Origin of the sequence: Geomonas silvestris, from assembly GCF_014193515.1 — a bacterium.
GTDB classification, from domain to species: domain Bacteria; phylum Desulfobacterota; class Desulfuromonadia; order Geobacterales; family Geobacteraceae; genus Geomonas; species Geomonas silvestris.
On sequence record NZ_BLXX01000002.1, the window covers coordinates 445,672 to 465,888 of the forward strand.

Sequence of the window (20,217 nt, forward strand, 5' to 3'; positions counted from 1 at the left end):
TACTTTAACCTAAAGCTGGCCGGTTGCAAATCCGCTAAGTTACGATTTTATCCCCAAACGCGCCCGAGAGTCACATTAAAAATGCCCCCTACCCTGCTACTCCTCGTCCTCGGGAAGGGCCGGCAGGAGCACGGTGAAGAGGCTCCCCTCCCCCGGCTTGCTTTGGGCCCAGATGTAGCCCCCGTGCGCATCCACCGCCTTGCGGCAGAAGGCGAGCCCGAGGCCGGTGCCGCGGGTCTTGCCCAGACGCCGGTTCTTGGCCTGCACGAAGCGGTCGAAGATGGTCCCCAGGGAATCTTCCGGGATCCCCACCCCGGTGTCGCGCACCCGGATCCGCACGAAGCTCCCCTCCCCCGGGAGGTCCTTCCGGGCGTAGGTCTGCTCGGGAATGGCGGCCAAGAGGGCACTCACCTCGAGGACCAGGTCGGCCGCCACCTCGATCTCGCCCCCTTCCGGGGTGAACTTCACCGCGTTGGAGAGGAGGTTCCCCATGATGCGGGCAAAGGAGTTGCGGTCCAGGGAGGCCTTGGGGAGCCCCTCGGCGAGCGTGCCGTAGAGCCGGATGCCGCCGCGCTGGGCCTGGGTCTGGAACTTGGAGACCGCGCGGGCAACCAAAAGCGCCGGGTCCTCGTCCTTGAAGTTGAGGCGCATCTTGCCGGCCTCGAACTTGTGGATCCCGAGGAGGGTGTCGATCATCTCCACCATCTCCTCGCAGCTCTCCACGGCGGCGTCCAGGTACTCGCACTGCTCCTCGTTCACCGGGCCGAGCTTCGCCTCGCGCACCAGGTCGATCGACCCCACCACCGCGGTGATCGGCGACTTCAAGTCGTGGGAGAGCATGGAGACGAAGTCCTCTTTCTCCTGCTCCAGTTCTTTTAACTTCGAGATGTCGCGGATGATCTCCACGCTCCCCACCAGCTCGCCGGCGGCGTTTCTCAAGGGGGCGGCGCTGGAGAGGACCGGGATGTCGCGCGAGCCGGCCAGCATGGTGTAGGCAACGTCCAGGGAGGCCTCGCCGGTGCGCAGCACGGTGCGGCTCGGGAGCTCCCCCGCCGGGACCTCGGCCTTCAGGACCTCTTCGGGGGTCTTCCCCAGAAGCTCCTCTCCAAGGACCGTCTGGGCCTTGCGGTTCACCGTGATGATCTCGCCGTTGGTGTCCACCGCGAGCAAGAGGTCCGCCATCCCCTGGAGCACCGCCTCCATCTTGCGGCGCTCCTCGTCCAGCTGCCGGGCCAGGCGCACCCGCTCCTTGCGGTCGCGGTCCTGCTGGATGGCGCGTTTCACCTTCTGCAGCATGTCGTCGGTCGAGAAGGGTTTGGAGATGTAGTCGAGGGCACCCTTGTGCAGCGTGTTGACCGCGATGTCCTCGCTGCCGTGCGCGGTCATCATGACCACCGGGGTCTGCTCGCCGCCGATCTTGCCCAAGACCTGCAGCCCGTCCATGCGGGGCATCTTGATGTCCAGCATGATGAGCGAGAAGCCCTCCTTGTCCAGCGCCTCGAGCGCCTCCACCCCGTCGCGCGCCCGCACCGTCTCGTACCCTGCGTCCTCGAGCTGCAGCTTGAGGATCAACGCGATATCGGGCTCGTCGTCCACGATGAGAATCCTATCCTTTGCCATCTTCCTCTCCTATGACCGGTACGGTGAAACTGAAGGTGTTCCCCTGTTCCTTCGCCGCGGTGTAGAAAATCCGCCCGTGGTGGCGCTCGACGATCTCCTTGCAGATGGCGAGGCCGAGCCCGGTCCCCTGGGACCTGCCACGCTCCAGGTTATCGATCTGCTGGAACTTCTTGAACAGCTTGTCGCGCTCGGAGGGCTTGATCGGCGTGCCGCGGTCGGCCACCGAGACCACCAGGTAGTTGCCGTCCTGCTCGGCGCTCACCGTGACCACCCTCCCCTCCGGCGAAAACTTGACCGCGTTGGACAGGAGGTTGGTGAGCACCTGGATCAGCCGGTCGCTGTCCCCGTAGACCTGGGGGAGGTGCTCCCCGATGGTGTTCACGATGCTGATGTCCCGCCCCATGGCGTAGGACTTGATCTCCTCGATGGCGTAGACGCTCACCTCGCCGATGGATACCGCGCGGAAGTTGAAGAGCATGCCGCCGGACTCGATCCCCGATATGTCCAGGATCTCGCCGATCAGCCGGATCAGCCGCTGGGTGTTGCGGAAGCAGACCGTGAGGAGCTGGCGCTCGGTGTCGGTGAGCCACTTCCCCCGGGTCAAGAGCAGCTGCAGCGATCCTTTCATCGAGGTGAGCGGGGTCTTCAGCTCATGGGACACGGTCGAGATGAACTCGGTCTTCATCCGGTCCACCTCCTGCTCCACGGTGACGTCGCGCACCGAGATGACCAGGCCCGCGTACTCCCCTCCTTCGTCGGCAAGGGAGCAGAGGTAGCAGGTGAGCCGCTTCTCCTTGACCTCGAGGTCTTCCTTGCTGCCGCTGCTGCCGATCTCGCGGTTCAGCTCGTGGATGCGCGGGATCAGGCTCTCGAACCCCCCCATGGTGCAGACCTGCTCGATCGACTGCCCCACCACCTGGAAGGGGACCAGCTCGAAGAGGCGCTGGGCGGCCGGGTTGAAGAGCACCACCCGGTTGGCGCGGTCGGTCACCACCACCCCTTCCACCATGCTGGTCAAGACCGCCTCCAGGCGCTGCATCTCGGTGGAGAGGGCGCCGGTGCGCTCCACGACCTTCTTCTCGAGCTGCTCGTTCAACTCCTGGAGGTCCGCGGTCTTCGCGTTGATGATGCGGTCGCGCTCCCTGAGCGCGTCGGACATCGAGTTGAAGTACTCCGCCAGAATGCCGACCTCGTCGTTGTACGTCCCCTCCACGCGCTGTTCCAGGTCACCCTCGGTGACCCGGCGTACCCCGGCGGTGAGTTGGCGCAGCGGACCGGTGAGGGTACGCGAGGCCATGAAGGCGAGCGCGAAGGATCCCAGGATCCCCAGAAAGGCCGAGGTGAGGATGTTCTGCAGGCTCTCGCGCCGGATCCGCTTGAAGCTCTCCTTGGAGACCGCCACCGAGAGCGAGCCGACGAACTCCCCCTTGCTGTTCAAAAGCGGCTCGATCGCCGTCTCGTAGACCCGGTCGCCGATCTCGGCCGCGCCCCGGTACCCCTCGCCGCGCTGCAGCAACTCGATGACCCGCGGATCCAGGGTACTCGCCGGGGCGGAACTGCGCGGCAGGCTGCTGGCGATCCGCTCGCCCCCCTGGGTGATACTCACCTCCACGTCGCTTCCGAAGATCTGGCGCATCGGGGAGGGGAGATTGGGCTGCCGGTTCAGGATATCGGCGGTGAGGATGCAGCCGAGCACGTCGCCATGCGGCCCGAGAACCGGGACCGCCACGGTCACGGCAAGCGAGTCGCGCCCCTTTCCGGCGCAGTAATCGCCGGCTCCGAGCCGGCAGAGCAGGTCGCGGCTCAAGATCTCGGTCGCCACCACCGTGCGGCCGCTGGCCAGCGCCTGGTCCACCAGCGCCGGCACCTGCACCTGGTCCCCGCGCTCCTCGCTGTCCAGCCGGGCCAGCACCCGCCGGTCCGGGTCCAGCACCACCATGGTTTCCAGGGAGGGGAGCACGCTGTGCCAGGCGGCGAGCCGCTCTGACAGCCAGCCGCCGTCGCGCTCCTTCATCTTCTGCTGCAGGGTTTGGGAGACCGTCGACTGCAAAAGCGCGTACTTGACGATCTCGGACCGGTCGAAGTACTGGCTGCGGGCAAACTTCAGGTTGGCTTCCAGGCTCTTGTCGATTTCGCCGCGCACCGAGGCGCTCAGCGTCTTCGTGGTGGAATAGAGCAGGGTAGAGTAGGAGACCAGCAGTATGGCTAGGATGGAAAGGAGGAGCTTGGTCCGTATGCCGAAGCGTGGTTGCATAGTGTCCCTTTCAGGGACAGGTTGAGGTTAAGGTTAAGGTTGAGAAAAACCTCTTGGGGGCCGGCGCAGCACGAGATAGCAGCGGGTTCCGGGTTTTCCTTAACCTTGACCTCAACCTTAACCTGCTTTTAGACCCCTTCGGCTTTCAGGTTCCGGGTCATCAGTTCCAGCACCGCCTGGCGGGCGGGCTTGTCCTGGTAGAGCATCTGGTACATCTGGTCGATGATGGGCATCTCCACACCCATCTTCTGGGCCAGGTTGTAGGCGGACTCGGTGGTCTTCACCCCCTCGGCCACCATGCGCATCTCGCCCAGGATCTCGGCGAGTTGGCGCCCCTGGCCGATCTGGATCCCGACGTTGCGGTTGCGGGAGAGGTCGCCCGTGCAGGTGAGCACCAGGTCCCCCATACCGGCAAGTCCCGCGAAGGTGCTGGCCTGCGCCCCCATGGCGAGCCCCAACCGGGTCATCTCGGCGAGCCCCCGGGTGATGAGCGCCGCGCGGGTGTTGTGCCCGAAGCCGAGGCCGTCCGAGATCCCGGCCGCGATGGCGATGACGTTCTTGATGGCGCCCCCCAGTTCCACGCCGACCACGTCCTCGTTGCGGTAGACCCTGAAGAAGCGCGAGTTGAAGGCCTGCTGCACCCGGTGCGCCACCTCCTCGGAGGCCGCGGCCACGGTGACCGCGGTCGGCATCTCCTGGGCGACCTCGCGCGCGAAGCTCGGTCCCGAGAGGGCCGCGAAGCGGGCGAAGAGTTCCGGGGGGAGGATCTCGCGGTAGATCTCGGAGACCGTGCACAGCGTATCGAGCTCGATCCCCTTGGAGGCGCTCACCAGGATGGCGTCCGGCGCGAGGTAAGGGAGGGAGCTCCCCATCACCCGGCGCACCAGCTGGGAGGGGACCACGCAGAGCACCATGGTGCAGCCGGCGTAGGCCTCTTCGAGGTCGTTGGTGAAGCGGAGGTTATCGGCCAGCCTGATCCCGGGGAGGTAGGGGTTGTTTTCGCGGTTGGTCCGCATCTCCTGGACCAGATCCGGTTCGTAGGCCCACAGCGTTACCGCGTGCCCCTTCTTGGCAAGGAGGTCAGCCAGGGTGGTTCCCCAGCTCCCGGCACCTATGACGGCGATGATCTCTGACATGAATGCTCTCTTTTTCCGTCTGCGCTAACGCAGGTGTCTGGTGTTGATATGGTCAGCCGCGTTCGGCGGCCTTCGGGCTGTCGGCGTCCTCGGGGTCCAGCGACTGCCCGGCGATCTCCATGCTCTCCAGCGCGAAGCCGCGCAAGAAGGGATGCAGGTGGTGCGGCAGCCGGTAGTCCTCCAGGCTCTGGGCCAGGGCGACTACCCCGGAAACGAAGCGGCGCTCCCGCCCCAAGCGGCTCATCAGATCTGCGCTCACCAAAAGCCTCTCGCGGATCACCTCGAGGTCGGGGGTGATGAGCTCGGCGCAGAAACGGGAGAGTATCTCGTCGTGATCGCCCCCCTGGCGCAACTCCTCGGCATAGGCGCAGACCCGTTCGCCCTCGATGAACCAGCCGGCGAAGAAGGGATCTGCGAAGAGGGCGTGCGCGATGTCTTCCCCCTGGCGGTAGCTCAGCCGCGGCTGGGCGGGGAAGGCCGGCCGGTAGGGGAGGGGGGTCAGTTCGACGCCGGCGAACATGCTGCGGCGCAGGTAGTAGTCGGCCGGGAGGTAGCAGAGATCGCTGCTGTGGTGCAGAGCGTCGCGCAGGAGGTCGATCACGTGCTCCGGGGTGACCCGGTGCAGGTCGTCCTGGGCGCCGAACGCCTCAAGCTCGCAGTCGAACTGCTCTTCGGTAAGGCTGCCGGATCCCCAAGCAGCCAGGAGCCCGCGCCGCTCGTGGACCTGGAGGTAGAGGGCGGCCAGGCGCCCTTCGCCCACGCAGCGCGCGATCATCAGCGAGCGGTAGCCGTCGCCGTCGGGAGGCGTGGCGTAGCCGGCATGAAACGGGAGCAGGGGAGGGGGAGGCGGGTTGGCCACTCCCAGGAAATTGAGCCGGCGCAGGGCACGCCGGGCTGCCGGGATGAACTCCGGACTCCCCTCACGCAGGTAGAGGGAGAGGACCTCGGCTGCCGACGGGTCGCGCAGGCGCCCGAGTGCCGCCAGGGCGGCAAGGACGATGGAGCGGTCTTCGTGCCAGAGCATCGCCTCGAGCATGCGGGCCGCGCGGGGGTCGCCCCCTTCGGCCAACTCGCGGATCACCACCAGTTGGATCTCGGCGGGGCAGGCGAGGAACTCGTCCAAGAAGGTGACGATGCCGTCCTCGCCCAGTTGCAGGGCCCCCTGGCTCACCCGCTGGAGTGCGCTTCCGGCGGCGCCGCCGCCGAAGACCTTCTGGAACACCGGAGCGCTGAGGTCGACGCCGTAGCCCTCCAGGATGATCTGCAGGGCGGCCTTGCCGTCGGCCCCCAGATCGCTGCGTTTCAGGGCGATCTGGATCAACTGGCCAAGCCAGCTGTCGGCTTCGAAGAAATCCAGGATGTATGCATATTTGGAGATGAGGTCGCCGGAGTTTTCGCGCCAGAGTTCGCGCACCAGCGGGCGCAGGGCGCGGCGGCCGGCCTTCTGGAAGGTGCGGCCGATCTCCTCCATCTCGTGGATGGAGAGCCCCTCCTTACGCACCCGTCCGATGAGGGCCAGGATATCCCGGCGCTCCCTGAGCGAGGTATCTATCTCCGCACTTCGCTGCATAGCAACCCTTTCGTGGAAGGGATCAAATAACCGCCGCCGGCGGGTGAAGCTGAGGGGAAGGGCAGGGGACCTGTTACGAGCCTGCGCCTCGTGATAGCCCCCCTCCCTAGACGGGAGGGGGTAGGGGGGTGGGTGAAGCCGGCAGCGCCGATGCGACGCCACGCGAGCTGCCACCTTCCCCCTCACCCCGACCCTCTCCCGCGAGGGGAGAGGGGGAGTCTGGGGTTAGCTTTACGAAGAGGGGAGGGCGCGCTGGCACCGTCCCCAAGAGCCGGAACTACTCCTCCGACCCCTCGTCGTCGCCGGTGTCGACCGCGTCTTCACCGAGCACGTCGATCTGCTCGACCAGCGAATCCTCGTCCTGCTCGTCGTTCTCTTCCTTCTCGGCCAGGCGAGCCACGGCGACCACGCGCTCGTTCTCTTCCTTCACCATGAGGCGCACGCCCTGGGTGTTGCGGCCGATGATGGAGAAGCCGGCGACCGGGACCCTCAGGATCTTCCCCTGGTCGGTGATCAGCATCAGGTCGTTCTCGTCGGAGACGTGCTTGATGTCGACCACGCAGCCGTTGCGCTCGGTGGTCTTGATGGTGATGACGCCCTTGCCGCCGCGCGACTGGCAGCGGTACTCGCCGATCTCGGTCCTCTTGCCGTAGCCGTTCTCGGTCACGGTGAAGAGGGTGGAGTCGGACAGGTTATCGTTCAGGATCGCCATGCCGATCACCAGGTCGTCGTCCTCCAGCGTCATGCCGCGCACGCCGCGCGAGACGCGCCCCACGGTGCGCACGTCCTCTTCCTTGAAGCGGATCGACTTGCCGTTCTTGGTGGCCAAGAGGACGTCCTGGCGCCCGTCGGTGAGGGCCACCGAGATGAGCTTGTCCCCCTCGTCCAGGTTCAGCGCGATGATGCCGCCCACCCTCGGGTGCGAGTACTCCATGATGTTGGTCTTCTTCACCACGCCGTTTCGGGTCGCCATCATGATGAACTTGTCCTCGGCGAACTCCTTCACCGGGAGGATGGTGGTGATCTTCTCGCCGCTCGCCAGGTTCAGGAGGTTCACGATCGCCTTGCCGCGCGCAGCGCGGCCCGCTTCCGGAATCTCGTAGACCTTGAGCCAGTAGCACTTGCCGGCGTCGGTGAAGAACATCAGGTAGTCCTTCGTGGAGGCGATGAACAGCTGTTCCACGAAATCCTCTTCTTTGGTCTTCATGCCGGTCTTGCCTTTGCCGCCGCGGCGCTGGGCGCGGTACAGGGTGACGGCGTTACGTTTTATGTAGCCGGTGTGCGAGATGGTGACCACCATGTCTTCCTCGACGATGGTGTCCTCGAGCGAGATATCGGCGGTCTGCATGACGATCTCGCTTCTGCGCTTGTCGCCGAAGCGGTCTTTGAGCTCGATGAGCTCGCCCACGATGATCTTCAGGATCTCGGCCTCCGAGGCCAGGATCTCCTTCAGGCGGGCGATGTACTTCATGATCTCGCGCAGTTCTTCCAGGATCTTCTCGCGCTCCAGGCCGGTCAGGCGGTGCAGGCGCATGTCCAGGATGGCCTGGGCCTGGATTTCGGAGAGCCCGAAGCGCTCCATGAGGCCGAGTTTCGCCTCGGCCGGGGAGGCGCTCGCCTTGATGAGCGCGATCACCTCGTCCAGGTTGTCCAGGGCGATCTTCAGGCCTTCCAGGATGTGGGCCCTCTCCTCGGCCTTTTTCAGGTCGAAGATGGTCCTCTTGGTGATGATCTCCTTGCGGTGATCCAGGAAGAGGTCGATGGTCTCCCTCAAGGTCAGGATGCGCGGCCGGTTGTTCACGATGGCCAGCATGATGATGCCGAAGGAGGACTGCATCTGGGTCTGCTTGTAGAGGTGGTTCAGGATGACGCCGGGGTTCTCGTCCTTTTTCAGCTCGATGACGACGCGCATACCCTCGCGGTCCGACTCGTCCCTCAAGTCCGAGATGCCCTCGATCTTCTTCTCTTTCACGAGTTCGGCGATCTTCTCGACCAGCCTCGCCTTGTTGACCTGGTAGGGGATCTCGGTGACCACGATCGCCTGGCGCTCGGTCTTCTTGTGGGTCTCGATCTGCACCTTGGCGCGCATCTGAATGATGCCGCGGCCGGTCTTGTAGGCGCTCATGATCCCTTCGCGGCCGTAGATGTAGCCGCCGGTCGGGAAGTCCGGGCCCGGGATCAGTTCCACCAGCTCCTCGAAGGTAAGCTGCGGATTCTCGACGATCGCGATGATGCCGTCGATCACCTCGGTGAGGTTGTGGGGCGGGATGTTGGTCGCCATACCGACCGCGATACCTGCCGAGCCGTTCACCAGGAGGTTCGGGAACTTGGACGGGAGCACCAGCGGCTCTTTCAAGGAGTCGTCGTAGTTCGGTCCGAACGGGACAGTTTCCTTGTCGATGTCGGCCAGGAGCTCGTGGGCCAGGCGCTCCATCCTGATCTCGGTGTAACGCATAGCGGCCGGGGAGTCGCCGTCGATGGAGCCGAAGTTACCCTGGCCGTCGACCAGCGGGTAGCGCAGCGAAAAGTCCTGGGCCATACGGACCAGGGTGTCGTAGACCGCGGTATCGCCGTGCGGGTGGTACTTACCGATAACGTCGCCGACGACGCGGGCCGATTTTTTGTACGGCTTGTTCCAGTCGTTGGACATGTCGTACATGGCGAACAGGCAGCGCCGGTGCACCGGCTTAAGGCCGTCGCGCACATCCGGGAGCGCGCGCCCCACGATGACCGACATCGCGTAGTCCATGTAGGACCGCTTCATCTCGTCTTCGATGTTGACCGAAACCTTGTTGAGCTGGTTTAGCATGTAAAACCCTCTTCGTCTTTAGCGATCCCACACGTACGCGTGGGTCGCGAATTTTTTTCCGGCAGCAGCCGACCTAAACGTCCAGATTGGTTACGTTCAGCGCGTTCTGCTCGATGAAATTCCTGCGCGGCTCGACCTGGTCGCCCATGAGCACCGTGAAGATCTCCTCGGCGGCGACCGCGTCCTCGATCTTCACCTGCAAAAGCACCCGGTTGTCCTGGTGCATGGTGGTCTCCCAGAGCTGCTCCGGGTTCATCTCTCCCAGACCTTTGTAGCGCTGGATGTAGAGGCCTTTCTTCGCGGTCTCCATGAAGAAGGAAAGCACCTCTTCCTGACGGTCGGTCTCGAGGAGGAGTTTCTCCTCGCTTTGCACCGTTGCCATCCCTTCGCCGAAGACGGAACGGACCCGCTTGAAGCTCTCGAAGAGCATGCCGTAGTCGTAGGAACCCAGGATGCCGCAGATACCGTGATCCACGCGAACCCGGATGTTGCCGAAGCTGAACAGGATGCTCCCCTCCTGGACGTCGTAGTCGATCTCCGGGAAGGCGGCCTTCAACTTGGGAAGCTGCACTACCAGGTCCGAGAGCTCCTCGAAACCGTTCTTGATGCCGCACTTAAGCAGCATGCCGAGGAGCTGCTCGTGGATCCCCTTCTTCACCACTTTGTCGTAGAGCTGGTTGTGATCGATGAGCTGGTTCAGGATCGGGATGATCTGCTTGCCGCGGTAGCTGCGCTCGTCGGAACCGGACCCGAGCTTCAGGAGCATGTCCTCGGTTCCTTCCTCGAGGAGGTACGCCTGCAGTGCGGCTTCGTTTTTCAGGTACTGCTCCTTCTTGCCGCGCTTGATCTTGTACAGAGGCGGCTGCGCGATGTACAGGTAGCCGCGCTCGATCAATTCCATCATCTGACGGAAGAAGAAGGTCAGAAGCAGGGTGAGGATGTGCGAGCCGTCCACGTCGGCGTCGGTCATGACGATGATGCGGTGATAGCGCAGCTTCGCGATGTCGAAGTCGTCCTTGCCGATCGAGGTGCCCAGCGCCGCGATGAGCGTCCTGATCTCCTGGGAGGCCAGCATCTTGTCGAAGCGCGCCTTCTCGACGTTCAGGATCTTGCCCTTCAGGGGGAGGATCGCCTGGTACTTGCGGTCGCGCCCCTGCTTGGCGGAGCCGCCTGCGGAGTCGCCCTCGACCAGGAACAGTTCGCACAGCGCCGGATCCTTCTCCTGGCAGTCGGCCAGCTTCCCGGGCAGGGTGCCCACCTCGAGCGCTCCCTTGCGGCGGGTCAGGTCGCGGGCCCTGCGGGCGGCCTCGCGGGCGCGGGCGGCGTCGATCGATTTCTCGAGGATCCGCTTGGCCATGTTCGGGTTTTCTTCCAGGTAGGTGGCCAGCTTCTCGTTCATCAGGGTCTCGACGTACCCCTTCACCTCGGAGTTCCCAAGCTTGGTCTTGGTCTGTCCCTCGAACTGCGGCTGCGAGATCTTCACCGAGATGACCGCGGTGAGCCCCTCCCTCAGGTCGTCGCCCGAGATCGCCACCTTCACGTTCTTCAAGAGGTTGTTGTTGTTCGCGTAGTTGTTCATGGTGCGGGTGAGCGCAGCCTTGAAGCCGACCAGGTGGGTACCGCCTTCGTGGGTGTTGATGTTGTTGGCGAAAGAGAAGATCTTCTCGTCGTAGGAGTCGTTGTACTGCATGGCGACTTCGATATCGACGCCGCCTTTTTCGCCGTGGAAGTAGATGGGCTCCGGGTTCACCGCGTTGCGGTTGCGGTTTAAGTACTCGACGAAGGAGCGGATGCCCCCCTCGTAGAAGAAGTCGTGCTCCTTCTCGACGCGCTCGTCGTTGATCTTGATGCGCACGCCGGCGTTTAAGAAGGCGAGCTCGCGCAGACGCTGGGAGAGGACGTCGAAGGAGAACTCGGTGGTCTCGAAGATCTCCCCGTCCGGCAGGAAGGTGATCTTGGTGCCGCGGCTCTTGGTCTCGCCTGTTACCTCGAGCGGGGCCGACGGGACGCCGCGCTCGTAGTGCTGCTTGTGGATCTTGCCGTCGCGGCGGATCTCCAGGTCGAGCGACACCGACAGGGCGTTGACGACGGAGGAGCCCACGCCGTGCAGACCGCCGGAGACCTTGTAGGCGGCGTTGTCGAACTTGCCGCCGGCATGAAGCACGGTGAGGACGACCTCGGCGGCCGATCTCCCCTCGCCGGGCATGATGTCGGTCGGGATGCCGCGGCCGTTGTCCTTTACGGTAACCGAGCCGTCCAGGTGGATGGTGACTTCCACCAGGTCGCAGTGGCCTGCCAGCGCCTCGTCAATGGCGTTGTCCACCAGTTCGTAGACCAGGTGGTGCAAGCCCGCAGAGGCGGTGGAACCGATGTACATGGCGGGGCGCTTGCGCACCGCCTCAAGACCCTCGAGGATCTTGATCTTGTCTGCCCCGTAATCGCTGCTTTCTTCTACGCTCATCTCTACCCCTAGTTGGTAATCTTCCCTGAACTGATTCTGAAGGCGGTGACCTCGTCGGTCCCCGCGAGGGCCACGTTGTCCAGGGCCGTCGTGGTTATGAACACCTGCATCTGTCGTTTCTTCAAGAATTCCATGAGGTTTTCGTTGCGCTCCCGGTCGAGCTCGCTGGTCATGTCGTCCAGCAGGAGCACCGGGGGCGCCTCGAAACACCTGGTGATGTACTCGATCTCGGCCATCTTGAGGGCCAAGACGTAGCTTCTTTGCTGCCCTTGGGAGGCGAAGTGCCGGGCCGCCCGGCCGTTCAACCCGAAGTGAAGGTCGTCGCGGTGGGGGCCGACCACCGTGGTGCAGCGGCGCCGCTCCTCGGCTTCGTGCGCCTTTAACGCGCTCAGGAGGGCTTGCCTCGGATCCTCCTGCCAGGACTTCGGGTCCACCGAGTGCTGGCGGTACTCGATCTGCACCGTCTCGTCGTTCCCCGAAATTTCCGAGTAGAAGCGCTGCAGCAGCTTCTCTATCTCGCCGATCCAGGCTGAGCGCCGCTCTACCACCTGAACAGCTGCCTGGGAGAGCTGCTCGGTCCAGATGTCGAGGCCGAAGGCCTCGCCGGTTTTAAGGAGCGCGTTGCGCTGCTTCAAAATTTTCAAATACTCGTGATAGGCGGTGAGATACCCGATATCACAGGTAAAAACGGCACGGTCCAGGTAGCGGCGCCTGAGTTCTGGCCCCCCGCGCACCATGGCGATCTCCTCAGGGGTGAAGAGCACCACGTTCAGGTTGCCGAAGAAGTCGTCCACCCGTGTAGCCAGCTTGTCGTCGATCTTGGCCTTTTTACCCTGTTTCTCGAGAAGCAGTGAGATCTCGCGGCGCACCCGGTCACGCTCTACCGCACCTTTCAAGAGGGCGAACTCGGAGCCAAAGCTGATCAGCTCGGAATTCTTCGCCTGCTTGAATGACTTCATCGTCGCCAGGAGGTAGATCGATTCCAGCAGGTTGGTTTTGCCCTGGCCGTTGTTTCCGTAGAAAACGTTGAACTTGTCGCCGGGCGTAAGTTCGAGGTTCTTCAGGTTACGGAAGGACGCGAGTTTTAGCTTTATCAGTCTCATTAGGCTAACGGGCCAACCAAAAAGCCTCTCATAAAGAGCGGCTCTTTTTCAAGCCCTGTTTTTCCGCTCACGCGTATACGGGTCGCGAAAACCGTCTATAGCGGGACATCCCGATCCGGACCAAACCTTCGCTTTCACTGATTTTTTTTGTGCTTTTTATGCAGCTTTAGCCGCGTCGTTTTTTTCGTCGCGGCTAAACGTCTTTTTGCAGCGCCTAAGCTTGGCTCCCCGGCCGGAGTCTACAGGCGCATCGGCATGATGACCGCCATGAAGTCGTTGTCGGCAAGAGGCTTCATGATAACCGGAGAGAGCTCGTCCTTGAACTTGAGCTCCACCTCGCGGTCCGCCATCACCGAGAGGACGTCGATCAGGTACTTCGCGTTGAAACGGGTGGAGATGTTGTTCCCCTCGTACTCCACCTCGATCTCCTCGCGTGCCTCGCCCAGTTCCGGGTTCGAGGAGGAGATCACGATGAGTTCCGGGTTCACGTCGATCTTGATCCCCTTGAATTTCTCGGAGGAGAGGATCGCCATCCTTTTCAGGGAGTGCAGGAACTTGTCGCGGCTTATCTGCACGTTGCGCTCGTTATTCACCGGGATGACCTTGGTGTAGTCCGGGAACTCGCCGTCGATGAGGCGCATGACCACCACGGTGTTCCCCTTCTTGATCACCGCCGAGTTGTCCATGAACCCCAGCATGATCTCGGCTGACTCCTCCTCGGCCATCTTCTTCAGTTCGAAGATACCCTTCTTGGGGAAGATCACCCCTTTGGAGAGTTCGGCCGAGATGCTCCCCTCGATCACCTGCTGGGCGACCGAGAGCCTGTGGCCGTCGGTGGCGACCATGCGCAAGACGTTGGTGCCGCCTTCCTCGAAGGCCTTGATGAACACGCCGTTCAGGTTGTACTTGGTCTCGTCGTAGCAGATGGCGTACGAGGTTTTCTCGATCATGTTGGCGAGGACCTCGTTTTTGAAGACGAGGAAACTCTCGTCCTTCACCTTGGGGAAATAGGGGAACTCCTCGGAGGAGAGACCCACGATGTTGAAGCGCGCCTTGCCGCAGATGATCTCGACCCAGTCGTTCTCCTTGGTGGCGACGTGGATCTCCTCGTCCGGCATCTCCTTGACGATTTCGTAGAGCTTCTTGGCGGATACCGTGATCTTGCCTTCCTTGATCACCTTGGTGGGATAGGAGCTCTTCATGCCGACTTCGAGGTCAGTTGCCGTGACGTAGAGAAGGTCGTTGTGCACTTCCAGCAGCGCATTGGAGAGGATGGGCATGGTGTTCCGCTTTTCCACGATCCCCTGGATTCTCTGGAGGGCCTTCAAAAATATCTCTTTGCTAATTTTGAATTCCATGGTCTCTCCCTGGCGGTTTTCTTCTTTTACTTATAGTTTTTTATCTCTTCAGTAGTAGTAGATAGTGGCCTGTTGAAAAGTTGATAAGCGGTCTTAGCCACCGTTTTACTGCACGTTTTGGTCAGGAGAACCATGCGCACGTTTTGGGGTGGTTCGCTGGACTTGTTCACAGGCATAAGCTCCATCCCCAATCCGGGAGGAGTTATGCACAGGTTTCCACGGCTACATGAACAGCTTTTTCTTGATGTCTTCCACAGTCGACTTCAGGTCCGGATCGCTTGAAAGTTGCTTCTCGATCTTTCTCACCGAGTGGATGATGGTCGAGTGGTCTTTCCCGCCGAACTTCTCGCCGATCTCGGGGAAGGAGGACTTGGTGAGCTCGCGGCAGATGTAGATGGCGATTTGGCGCGGCACCACCAGGGTCTTGATCCGCTTGTCCGACTTAAGTTCCGAAACCTTGATCCGGAAGTGCTCGGCCACCTGCTTCTGGATCATCTCGACCGTGATCTCCTTGGTCTTTTCGACGATGATGTCCTTCATCACCTCGCGTGCCATGGAGAGGGTGATTTCGTTGCCGGTCAGGCTCGCGAAGGCCTCCAGGCGGATCAGCATCCCTTCCAGTTCGCGGATGTTCGAGGTAGCCCCTTCGGCGAGGAAGAGGGCGACGTCGTCGGGGATGTTAACCTGGTGCTGGTCGGATTTCTTCTTGAGGATGGCGACCTTGGTCTCCACGTTGGGCGGCTGGATGTCGGCGATGAGACCCCACTCGAAGCGCGATCTCAGGCGTTCCTCGAGCCCCGGGATGTCCTTGGGGAACTTGTCCGAGGTGACCACGATCTGCTTGTGGGATTCGTAGAGCGCGTTGAAGGTGTGGAAAAACTCCTCCTGGGTCGCCTCTTTGCCGGCCATGAACTGGATGTCGTCGATGAGCAAAAGGTCCATCTTGCGAAACTTGTTGCGGAACTCGTCCATCTTCTTGTAGCGGAGCGAGTTGATCATCTCGTTCATGAACTTCTCGGACGAGTAGTAGCAGATCTTCGCCTTGGGGTTCTTGGCGAGGATCTGGTTCCCTATGGCGTTCACCAGGTGTGTCTTCCCGAGACCGACGCCGCCGTAGATGAAGAGCGGGTTGTAGTTGGTTGCCGGCTTGTTGGCGACCGCCTGGCTCGCCGCGTAGGCGAACTGGTTACTTGCGCCGCAGACGAACGACTCGAAGGTGTACTTGGGGTTCAGGTTGGGGATGAACTCGGACTTCTTGTCCTTATCCTTCTCTTTCTTCTCTTCCTTGGCCGGCTTGGGCTCCGGCTCCGCAGCGGGCTCCGGTTTCGGCTCCACGATCTGAAACTCGATCTGGTAGCTTTTGGGGCTGACCGCGGAGATCGCTTCCCTGATCATGCCGAGGTACTTCTCGATGACGTACTTTTGGAAGAAAGAGCTGGGAACTTCGAGGATTATCGCTTCGTCGGTGTTGCCGAGGAACTTGAGGGGTTCGATCCAGGTGCTGAAGGTTTGTCCCGTGAGTACTTTTTTCAGATTTGCCTGGGCTTCCAGCCAAATTTTTTCCATGGAGAGAGGCCTTTTTGAGGGACGATTTTTGCACAGCTTTATCAACAAGTTGTTGTGCTGATTTAAGCTAGAAAATTCAACAGGTTACGAGGTTATTCACAAAATAAGTTGACACTAATTTTTTCGCAGCAGAAGACTAACAGAGCTACCCCTATTTTGCAAGGCAAAAGTTGGCCGCGGAAAAACCTCTTGACAGGCTTTTTCCTTTATGTTTAAGTTCCATGCTTCCCTTTATATCTAAAGTCGCTAAAACCGCGCAAGGAGCAGATAAAGATGAAAAGAACCTTTCAGCCCAGCAACACCTCCCGTAAAAGAACCCACGGCTTCCTCGTCCGTATGGCCACCAAAAACGGCCGTCTTGTGATCAAGCGCAGAAGGGCTAAAGGCCGCAAGCGTCTGTCTGTCGGCATCGCAACCAAGTAGTACCGCTTGTCCGGCTCAGCTTTTCCCAAGGCTGAAAGACTGCGCAGGCGTCCGGAGTTCACCCAGTTCAACTCCGGCGCCAACAAGCTGCACACCCCGCATTACCTTTTGCTGTGGAGGGACACTGCTCCGGCAGGTCCCCGCATCGGCTTTACGGTGAGCAAGAAGGTGGGCAACGCCGTGGTCAGAAACAGCATCAAGCGAAGGCTGCGCGAGTTTTACCGGCAGAACAAGCAACTCTTCCCACTGGCAGATGTTAATATCGTCGCCAAAAAAGGGGCGGAAGTACTTGACTTTCACCACCTCTCATCCGAGCTCGCAGCCGCCTTCGGGCGGCTGCGCAACAGATATGCTAAGTAGATTCCTGCGGAGCCTGGTTGTCTGTTATCAACGGTACATCTCTCCGTTAAAGGCTCCCTCCTGCCGGTTTTACCCCACCTGTTCCCATTATTCCTTACAAGCTTTGGAAAAGTACGGCCCTTTAAAAGGTGTCTGGCTGACGGTTGCGCGCATCGCGCGTTGTCATCCCTGGCATCCGGGCGGTTACGATCCGGTTAAATAGCGTCTTTCGGAGATACCATGGAAAAAAGAACCATCATAGCTATCGTGCTTTCTATCGGGGTGCTCTACGCCTACTCCTACCTGTTCCCCCCGGCAAAGCCCGCTGTGGCTCCCGGTACCTCCGCCAAGCAGGCGCAGCTGAGCTCTGGCAAGCAGGTTCCTGCGGTTATGAGCGCTCCTGCAGTCGCCGCTGCCGCCCCGGTTGCACCGGCCGCAGCAGTTGCCGGCCAGCCGGCCGCCGCTCCCCGCGACATCATCGTGGACACCGATCTCTACAGCGCCGTCTTCTCGACCCAGGGGGCCGGGCTTAAGAAGCTGGTGCTGAAAAAGTACAAAGAGACTGCCGGACCCCAGGGTAAGGACATCGTCCTCATCGACGAGAGCAACCCGACCCGTTTCGCGCTGCTTACCGATTCGCGCGAACTCGGCATCGCCTCCAACGCCGTGTATCAGTTCTCCGGCGACAACCTGAAACTGAGCGATGGGAACAAGGGGAGCATCGAGTTCACTACCGTTACCCCGCAGGGTGTCGAACTGAAGAAGCGCTTCAGCTTTGCCGGCAACCTCTACCACATAGGTCTTACCGAAGAGCTGCGCAACGCAGGTGCCGGGCGCGTCGATGGCAAGCTGCACATCCTGCAAAACGACCGGGTAGTCCCGCACAAGAGCGAAGGTCGCTACGAAGTGTACGGCCCGACGACGCTCGCCGAAGGGAAAGTCTCCTCCGACAAACTCGACAATCTCCTGAAGGCACCGGTTCAGCACTCCAACAATGTGACCTGGTCCTCCTTCGGCGACAAGTACTTCATGGGCGCCGTCATTGCCGATAAGGGGAGCATCGCCACGGTGTCCTTGTCCCGTCCTGGTACCGACAGCATGCTTCGTGACATCACGGCACCTGCGGTCTCCCTGCAGGCGGGGCAGAGCGCCGCTCTCAACTACTCGATTTACTACGGACCGAAGGATCTTGACATCCTGAAAGCCCAGGGTAACCGCCTCGAAGACGTTATCGACTACGGCTGGTTCGGCCCGGTCGCGAAGCCGCTGGTCTTCTCGCTCAAGTACCTCTACAAGTACACCGGCAACTACGGCATCGCTATTATCATCATCACCTTCATCCTGAAACTCATCTTCTTCCCGCTCACTCACAAGAGCTACAAGTCGATGAAAGAGATGCAGAAACTGCAGCCTAAGATGACTGAGTTGAAGGAGAAGTTTAAGAATGACCGCGATGCCATGAACAAAGCGGTTATGGAGCTCTACAAGACCCACAAGGTCAACCCTATGGGTGGTTGCCTGCCGATGCTGGTGCAGATCCCCGTCTTCTTCGGCCTCTATCGTGCGCTCATGTACTCCATCGAACTCCGTCATGCACCGTTCATGCTCTGGATTACCGACCTCTCTGCCAAGGACCCGTACTACGTGACCCCTATCATCATGGGCGCCACCATGTTCATCCAGCAGAAGATGACCCCGAGCAACATGGATCCGGTCCAGGCCAAGATGATGCTGATGCTGCCGGTCGTCTTCACCTTCATGTTCCTGAACTTCCCGTCCGGCCTCGTTGTTTACTGGCTGGTGAACAACGTGCTCACCATCGTCCAGCAGATGTACATCAACAAAACGGTCCAGGACTAAGCACCGACAGGATTCACCATGTACGTTCGTGACACCATAGCAGCAATCAGCACTCCGGTAGGAGAGGGGGGGATCGGGATCATCAGGGTCAGCGGCCCCGCCTCCCTGCCGATTGCCCAGAACATCTTCAGAGCAAAAGGGAACGGTGGCCTAAAAAGCCACCGTTTTTCTTATGGCACCGTGGTCAATCCCGGCACCGGCGACGTCCTCGACGAGACCATGGTGGTCTATATGAAGGCGCCTAACTCGTACACCCGCGAGGATGTGATCGAGATTCAGTGCCACGGTGGGACCCTGGTGGTCTCCCGGATCCTCTCGCTGGTCATCGAGGCCGGCGCCCGGTTGGCCCAGCCCGGCGAGTTCACCAAGCGCGCCTTCCTGAACGGCAGAATAGACCTGGTCCAGGCTGAAGCCATCATGGATGTTATTTCCAGCCGCACCGAGGCCTCGCTCACCCTGGCCCAGCACCAGCGGGAAGGGTTATTGTCGCAGCGCATTTCCGCGATCCAGGAAGCCATTCTCTACTCCCTCGCTTACGTCGAGGCCCTCATAGACTTCCCCGAGGAGGACCTCGATGTGGCTGTTGAGCGCGACGTGCAGGGGAGGGTGGCACCGGCCCTTGCCGAGCTTCAGGGGCTGATAGACGGGTTCGAGGAAGGGAAGGTACTGCGGGACGGGGTCTCCGTCGTGTTGGCAGGACGCCCCAACGTCGGCAAATCAAGCCTGCTCAACACCCTTTTGAAAGAGAAAAGGGCGATTGTCACCTCGGTTCCCGGCACCACCAGGGATGTTATCGAGGAGGTCGTCAACATCAACGGCCTACCGGTGAAACTCCTCGATACTGCAGGGATCCGTCATTCCGAGGACCAGGTGGAGCAGGAAGGTGTGCGGTTGTCCCTGGAGCGGATTCCCCGGGCCGACCTGGTTCTCTTCCTGGTTGATTCTTCCGCGCCCTTTACCGATGATGATCGGATCATCCTCGATGCCATCGGATCCAAGAGCTGCATTGTGGTCCGTAACAAGTCCGACCTGGCCTCGCACTGTGAACTTCCCGAAGGGGTTAATGCTCCCATTGTCGCCATCTCCACCTTCACCGGTGAAGGTGTTCCTGAACTGAGGGAGTCGATCCACAGGACCTTCGTACATGGCAAGGCGGTGGACAGCAGGGAGTACGTGGCGGTATCCCACGCCCGGCACCGGGATGCACTGGTAAAAGCCCAGCGCTCCCTGCAGCGTTTTGTCGAGAACCTGGCGGCCGGTGTGAACATGGAACTGCTTCCCATCGACCTGAGGGATGCGCTCGATGCAGTAGGGGAGGTCACCGGGGCAACCACCGCCGACGATGTGCTGGACAGAATCTTCTCCAGCTTCTGCATAGGTAAGTAATTTTGTTTCACGTGGAACAAATCAGTTTTAACCTGCTACAGCAGTAACTTAGAGGGATTCTTTGAATTGAGTGTTTTTTGGGGCCAGGGCTTACCCTGATGGTCCTCCTGGTGGCAAGACTGTTTTTCTCAACCATAGCTGCCGGCCTTACGTCCTCCCCTTTGCGAAGGGGAGACAGAGGGGATTTGTACTCTGGCTTTCACTTGACCTAAACATCCAACGTCGCTAAATCCCCCTGTTCCCCTTCGCGAAGGGGCAACTTTGTGTAGCCTGCCAACAGCGTGGCCTGGTTCTTCTGAGCTTCCACTCTTGTTCGACAGCATAGAATGCGG

The 20,217-nt window shown here is 61.0% G+C and carries 14 protein-coding genes; 5 read left to right on the plus strand and 9 right to left on the minus strand.

Features of this window, described 5'->3' with window-relative positions:
• Positions 1-96: 96 nt before the first annotated feature.
• The 9 genes from GMST_RS05575 to dnaA all read right to left on the minus strand — a co-directional run bounded on the left by GMST_RS05575 (position 97) and on the right by dnaA (position 15,877).
• The gene (locus tag GMST_RS05575) at positions 97-1,620 is read right to left on the minus strand and encodes an ATP-binding response regulator (RefSeq protein ID WP_183353641.1); all 1,524 of its coding nucleotides are present in this window, start codon (positions 1,618-1,620) and stop codon (positions 97-99) included.
• Positions 1,607-3,874, minus strand: a complete 2,268-nt coding sequence (locus GMST_RS05580; protein WP_183353642.1) for an ATP-binding protein — start codon at positions 3,872-3,874, stop codon at positions 1,607-1,609. The genes GMST_RS05575 and GMST_RS05580 overlap by 14 nt, the downstream gene beginning before the upstream one ends.
• 128 nt (positions 3,875-4,002) lie before the next feature.
• On the minus strand, positions 4,003-5,010 hold the full coding sequence (locus GMST_RS05585) for an NAD(P)H-dependent glycerol-3-phosphate dehydrogenase (RefSeq protein ID WP_183353643.1): 1,008 nt from the start codon (positions 5,008-5,010) through the stop codon (positions 4,003-4,005).
• Positions 5,011-5,062: 52 nt separating this feature from the next.
• On the minus strand, positions 5,063-6,580 hold the full coding sequence (locus GMST_RS05590) for a HEAT repeat domain-containing protein (protein ID WP_183353644.1): 1,518 nt from the start codon (positions 6,578-6,580) through the stop codon (positions 5,063-5,065).
• A 277-nt stretch (positions 6,581-6,857) separates the two neighbouring features.
• The gene (gene gyrA, locus GMST_RS05595; RefSeq protein ID WP_183353645.1) at positions 6,858-9,389 is read right to left on the minus strand and encodes a DNA gyrase subunit A; all 2,532 of its coding nucleotides are present in this window, start codon (positions 9,387-9,389) and stop codon (positions 6,858-6,860) included.
• A 73-nt stretch (positions 9,390-9,462) separates the two neighbouring features.
• Positions 9,463-11,850, minus strand: coding sequence for a DNA topoisomerase (ATP-hydrolyzing) subunit B (gene gyrB / locus GMST_RS05600; protein ID WP_183353646.1), 2,388 nt, complete (start codon positions 11,848-11,850; stop codon positions 9,463-9,465).
• Positions 11,851-11,858: 8 nt separating this feature from the next.
• Positions 11,859-12,953, minus strand: coding sequence for a DNA replication/repair protein RecF (recF, locus tag GMST_RS05605; RefSeq protein WP_183353647.1), 1,095 nt, complete (start codon positions 12,951-12,953; stop codon positions 11,859-11,861).
• Between the two features lie 239 nt (positions 12,954-13,192).
• Complete coding sequence (gene dnaN, locus GMST_RS05610) at positions 13,193-14,311, minus strand: DNA polymerase III subunit beta (protein ID WP_183353648.1); 1,119 nt, start codon at positions 14,309-14,311, stop codon at positions 13,193-13,195.
• Positions 14,312-14,533: 222 nt separating this feature from the next.
• Positions 14,534-15,877: a chromosomal replication initiator protein DnaA gene (dnaA, locus tag GMST_RS05615; protein WP_183353649.1), complete on the minus strand. Its 1,344-nt coding sequence runs from the start codon at positions 15,875-15,877 to the stop codon at positions 14,534-14,536.
• Between the two features lie 273 nt (positions 15,878-16,150).
• Between dnaA and rpmH the strand changes: the two genes are divergently transcribed.
• From rpmH to mnmE, 5 genes are read left to right on the plus strand one after another with little or no spacing between them, the layout of a single operon-like run.
• The gene (rpmH, locus tag GMST_RS05620; protein ID WP_183353650.1) at positions 16,151-16,300 is read left to right on the plus strand and encodes a 50S ribosomal protein L34; all 150 of its coding nucleotides are present in this window, start codon (positions 16,151-16,153) and stop codon (positions 16,298-16,300) included.
• 6 nt (positions 16,301-16,306) lie between these two features.
• On the plus strand, positions 16,307-16,660 hold the full coding sequence (gene rnpA / locus GMST_RS05625; protein ID WP_183353651.1) for a ribonuclease P protein component: 354 nt from the start codon (positions 16,307-16,309) through the stop codon (positions 16,658-16,660).
• On the plus strand, positions 16,650-16,862 hold the full coding sequence (gene yidD / locus GMST_RS05630) for a membrane protein insertion efficiency factor YidD (RefSeq protein WP_183353652.1): 213 nt from the start codon (positions 16,650-16,652) through the stop codon (positions 16,860-16,862). Before rnpA ends, yidD begins: the two co-directional genes overlap by 11 nt.
• Positions 16,863-16,879: 17 nt before the next feature.
• Complete coding sequence (yidC, locus tag GMST_RS05635) at positions 16,880-18,499, plus strand: membrane protein insertase YidC (RefSeq protein WP_183353653.1); 1,620 nt, start codon at positions 16,880-16,882, stop codon at positions 18,497-18,499.
• A gap of 18 nt (positions 18,500-18,517) precedes the next feature.
• Positions 18,518-19,885 carry a tRNA uridine-5-carboxymethylaminomethyl(34) synthesis GTPase MnmE gene (gene mnmE, locus GMST_RS05640; protein ID WP_183353654.1) on the plus strand — a complete coding sequence of 456 codons (1,368 nt, stop codon included), beginning with the start codon at positions 18,518-18,520 and terminating at the stop codon, positions 19,883-19,885.
• Positions 19,886-20,217: the final 332 nt, after the last annotated feature.

What these genes read in the sequence shown, in the direction of transcription:
- GMST_RS05575 (WP_183353641.1), bottom strand. Translation starts at nt 1,620, where the DNA reads ATGGCAAAGGATAGGATTCTCATCGTGGACGACGAGCCCGATATCGCG.
- GMST_RS05580 (WP_183353642.1), bottom strand. Translation starts at nt 3,874, where the DNA reads ATGCAACCACGCTTCGGCATACGGACCAAGCTCCTCCTTTCCATCCTA.
- GMST_RS05585 (WP_183353643.1), bottom strand. Translation starts at nt 5,010, where the DNA reads ATGTCAGAGATCATCGCCGTCATAGGTGCCGGGAGCTGGGGAACCACC.
- GMST_RS05590 (WP_183353644.1), bottom strand. Translation starts at nt 6,580, where the DNA reads ATGCAGCGAAGTGCGGAGATAGATACCTCGCTCAGGGAGCGCCGGGAT.
- gyrA (WP_183353645.1), bottom strand. Translation starts at nt 9,389, where the DNA reads ATGCTAAACCAGCTCAACAAGGTTTCGGTCAACATCGAAGACGAGATG.
- gyrB (WP_183353646.1), bottom strand. Translation starts at nt 11,850, where the DNA reads ATGAGCGTAGAAGAAAGCAGCGATTACGGGGCAGACAAGATCAAGATC.
- recF (WP_183353647.1), bottom strand. Translation starts at nt 12,953, where the DNA reads ATGAGACTGATAAAGCTAAAACTCGCGTCCTTCCGTAACCTGAAGAAC.
- dnaN (WP_183353648.1), bottom strand. Translation starts at nt 14,311, where the DNA reads ATGGAATTCAAAATTAGCAAAGAGATATTTTTGAAGGCCCTCCAGAGA.
- dnaA (WP_183353649.1), bottom strand. Translation starts at nt 15,877, where the DNA reads ATGGAAAAAATTTGGCTGGAAGCCCAGGCAAATCTGAAAAAAGTACTC.
- rpmH (WP_183353650.1), top strand. Translation starts at nt 16,151, where the DNA reads ATGAAAAGAACCTTTCAGCCCAGCAACACCTCCCGTAAAAGAACCCAC.
- yidD (WP_183353652.1), top strand. Translation starts at nt 16,650, where the DNA reads ATGCTAAGTAGATTCCTGCGGAGCCTGGTTGTCTGTTATCAACGGTAC.
- yidC (WP_183353653.1), top strand. Translation starts at nt 16,880, where the DNA reads ATGGAAAAAAGAACCATCATAGCTATCGTGCTTTCTATCGGGGTGCTC.
- mnmE (WP_183353654.1), top strand. Translation starts at nt 18,518, where the DNA reads ATGTACGTTCGTGACACCATAGCAGCAATCAGCACTCCGGTAGGAGAG.